Origin of the sequence: Thermogutta sp. (assembly GCF_014359955.1) — a bacterium.
In the GTDB taxonomy this organism is placed as follows: domain Bacteria; phylum Planctomycetota; class Planctomycetia; order Pirellulales; family Thermoguttaceae; genus Thermogutta.
Genome location: NZ_JACIYL010000371.1, coordinates 1 through 4184, shown reverse-complemented (window position 1 = coordinate 4184; position 4184 = coordinate 1). Strand labels below are relative to the sequence as shown.

The 4184-nt window shown below is 59.3% G+C and carries 1 protein-coding gene; it reads left to right on the top strand.

The features are described from left to right. Positions 1-819 precede the first annotated feature (819 nt). On the top strand, positions 820-4184 hold a 3365-nt coding region (locus H5U08_RS11490; protein WP_297033131.1), incomplete at its 3' end, for a serine/threonine-protein kinase.

Sequence of the window (4184 nt, the reverse complement as noted above, 5' to 3'; positions counted from 1 at the left end):
ACGCTGCCATAACCCAGGTCATCGGCAAGAATGATAACGATGTTTGGGTACTCAGCCCCTTCCCCTGCCTTCTCCGCCCCGCTCGCAGGAGAAAAACACAGACAGAATACAAAAGCCGCAAAGATACCCTGCACCAGCTCTGGCAATCGCCAACGCAAGGAATTCCACCTCAGTATTCGCCCTGAGATAAGTCCACGGTGCGTTCGCTGAACTGCGTTCATGGTGAACACCTCCCCACAAGTTTGCTTTTTCCCCACAACCGATCTTATGTCCAGCATGATAGCGTACTCCTCCCAGTTAAAAAACGGCCCTGACCAACGGGGCTTTCCCAAAAAGACTGACAACCAGGCCTCATCAAGATGTTTCCGCACGGGCGGCATTTTTTCGGATAGGCACGCATGCCGTGGCCCCTGTGGGCCTGACCGGTGTTCTATGTGTCTTCGTTTTGTGCGTCTCCTGATTTTGCCCAGTGTCAGTTTGTTAACTGACTCCATTGCCAAACTCAGTCTATTAACTGACTCCGTGGCCAAAAATGTTCAGAACGGAAACGGTTCACCTTATCCACCCGAAATCGGAACCGGAAAATCCTCCTGCGAACGCCGAAGAGGAGGGCCACCTTCGCGATGGGCATTGTCCAATACTTCAATATTCCAGCAATAACCGTCAACTTGTCCCGATTTGTTTAACTCTTCGCTTTGGTTGGTTATAATCCGTGTGGGCTTCCGGTTCGACTTTTGGGCTGCGACTTGCGGGGCCAACCCGATCAAGTTGTCGTGCCGAAAGGCGGAACGTCCGGCTGGGTAACGAGGGGGGCTTGTCATGGTGACGGGCGAGCAGTTCTGGCAGGCTCTTCAAGCGAGTGGGCTTTTCTCTTCGGAAGATCTGGAGCGATACCGCAACCGGTGGTTTAAAGAGGGCCTTCCCGACTCCGGCGAGGAGGTAGCGCGGGAACTGGTCCGACACGGGGTGCTGACATCTTTTCAGGCGGGGTGTGTTTTGCGGGGGAAAACGAAATTCCTGGTGCTGGGGGAATATGAGATTTTGGACCAGCTTGGCAAGGGCGGGATGGGGGTTGTCTTCAAGGCCCGGCATCGGCGGATGGAGCGGGTGGTGGCCCTCAAGACCTTGCCGCCGCAGGCGATGAAAGACCCGGAGTCGGTGCAACGGTTTTATCGGGAGGTGAAGGCGGCGGCCCGCCTGAGCCATCCCAACATTGTGACGGCCTACGACGCGGGGGAGCAGCATGGGATTCACTATCTGGTGATGGAGTATGTGGATGGTCAGGACCTGGCGAGCCTGGTGAAAGAGCATGGGCCGATGCCATTGGAGGAAGCCCTGGAGTGTGTGCTTCAGGCGGCGCGAGGCCTGGCGTATGCCCACAGTCAGGGGGTGATCCATCGGGACATCAAGCCGAGCAATCTGCTGGTGGATCGTTCGGGGGTGGTGAAGATCCTGGACATGGGGCTGGCCCGGCTGATGTTCGATCGGGCCAAGGACGGCGTCACGGAGGATCAGTTGACATTTACGGGGCAGGTAATGGGGACCTGCGACTACATGGCCCCGGAGCAAGCGGTGAGCACGCATCGGGTGGATGGGCGCGCGGATATCTATTCGCTGGGATGCACGCTGTACCGGTTGTTGACGGGGGAGCCGCCGTATCCGCGAAGGACGCTGATGGAGGTGCTGGTGGCACATCGGGAGGCGCCGATTCCCTCGTTGAGCAAGGCCCGGCCGGATGTGCCAGTCGAAGTGGACATGGTGTTTCAGCGGATGATGGCGAAGCATCCGGAGGACCGGTATCAGCGGATGGAGGAGGTGATCGAAGCGTTGGAGCATTGTTTGGCGGTGTGTCGGACGGGGGTGCCTGCCGGGGGTGGGGGCGAGCTCTCCATCAGTGCCTGGTTGGCAAGGCTTTCCCAACGGCAGGAGGGGGTGGCGGAGGAGGAGACGGTGGCGGCGGGAGGGGCCGAGGCGACGCCGCGGAAAGTGGGGTCGTGGCCGCGGATGCCGGGTGTGTCTTCGCAGTCGGCCAGAAAGTGGCAGGATTGGCTTTCGTCTCAGTCGCTGGTTGTCTGGGGAGGGGTGGCGGTGGGGTGTTTGATTTTGCTGGGCATTCTGGCGGTGGTCCTGCGTCCAGGGCGGTCGTCAGGCACTTCAGGGGAAGCACGAAGACCAGTAGCCCGGCCTGCGGCAAGAAGTTCCGAGAGGGTGGCGCGTCCCCAGCCTCAGCCGACTCTTCCGGGTTGGCAGAAGGAGTTGGAGAAGGTGGAGGGTGAGGTGCAAGAGTATTTGGCCAAGCAGGAGTACGGGAGGGCTTTGGCAGCATACCAGGAGCTGGCCGATCGCTATCAGGACCTAGAGCTGGCCCAGTTGGTGCAGGAGCGGAAAGCCAGGGTGGAGGAGGCGGCAACACAGGGAGCACAGGCCGCGGAGGAACAGGCCCGGCAACTGCTGGCCGAGAAGAAGTTTGTCGGGGCGCGGGTGGTGCTTTTGCCGGTGGTGGAGCGATTTGGGATACCGGCCCTGGCCGAGAAAGCGCAGGCATTACTGAAAGAGATTGAGGCGGCGGAGAAGGCTGCGGACGAAGTGGCGCAGGTCTCTCCTTCGGAAGGGCCAGCCAGTCCGGATCAGATGCCTGCTGGAGAGTCGAAGCCACAAGAGATCGAGAGTCCTGGCAGGGAACGTCCGGCAATTGAGGTGGCCTGGGAGAAAGTGGAGGGGCTGCTGCGGGAGTGGGAGGACCGCGAGGCGGAGTTCACTCGGGCAACGGCGGGGGTAGAGGAGAAGGTTCTTCAGTGGGATTTTGCAGGGGCGTTGGCGGAGGCAGAGAAGGTCCAGTTGACTGATCCTACTTTGGCAGATCGGTGGAACGTTCGCCAACAGGAGTTACGCTGGTTGGCGGAGTGGAAGCGGCGGATGATCGAGAAGATCAACGGCTCGTCGGGGCGATTGCGGAAGAGCGATTTGGGGCTGCGGGGGCTGGGTGGAGACGTGCTCGCCGCCGATGAGGAGAAGGTCACCTGCCGCTTGCTCGGCGACAAGCCAGAGACGTTGGCCTGGCAGGAACTGGGGCCGCAGGCGCCGAAGAAGCTGGTGAGTCTCGTGCTGGACCCAACCAAGCCGGACGACCTGCTGAAGGCGGCGGTCTTTTTGGTGTCGATGGGCGAATCTGGGGAGGCCACCCGGTATTTTGTGGAGGCCGAGAAGAAGGGACTTTCGGTCCAGAAGCACCTGGAACTGGCCAGCTACCCGCTGCTGAGGGACCTGGTGGAGCGGTTACGAAAGAAGGAGTACCCGGCGGCCCGACTGGCCCTCGATCGACTGGAAAAGGAACCAGCCCTGGCCGAGTGGCGCGAAAAGCACAAGGAGCTTATGCAGGGGATTGAGGCGGTCCTGGCGGCTGCCCAGCGGGAGGCCGAGGCAGAAAAACTCTACGCCGAGGCGGTCAAGCTCTACAAGGAGCAGGAGCTTCACGACGTGAAACCGTTGGTGGAACAACTGCGAACGCAATACGCGGACACAGCGGTAGTTTTGGACACCAGCCGCCAACCGCCAGTTTCAGAGCTGGAAAAGGCCACGGCCCATTTAGGCCGCCGAATTACGGTGCGTCAGGACGGCAAAGGGGACTTCACCTCCATCCAGGCCGCCATTGATGCTGCGGAACCGAACAGCTTGATCGAGATTCAAGACAGCGGACCGTACAGAGAATCGCTGGGCATCGTGAAAGATGGCCTCCACATCCGAGGTGGGAAGCAGGCATGGCCCATTCTCACTTCCGAAGGATTAGCCGACAAGCCTACAAACCTGGTGACAATACAGGCAAAAGACATCAAGCTTACAAAGTTGGTCATTCACCATGTTAATTACACTGGCGTCCCGCAGGCTATCTCAGTCTACAACAACTCTGACGTCTCTTTGACCCGGACTATCGTGTACCTAGATCACTGGAATGCCATCTCGGGTATCTGGACAAGAGGCTCTGTGGCCATCAAATCCAGCCTTCTGATATGTCAAGGCGAGATAAGAGGTTCATCCATAGACGACAGCGTCTGGGTGGTTGGTGCGCACCCGCACATCAATGGCATCATCAATACGAATATAACCAACTCCGCATTCCGCGGGGGCATTTACACTGTTGCAGACTCGCAGTTGGAAAATGTAACCGTTTGCGGAGAAATCGCGCA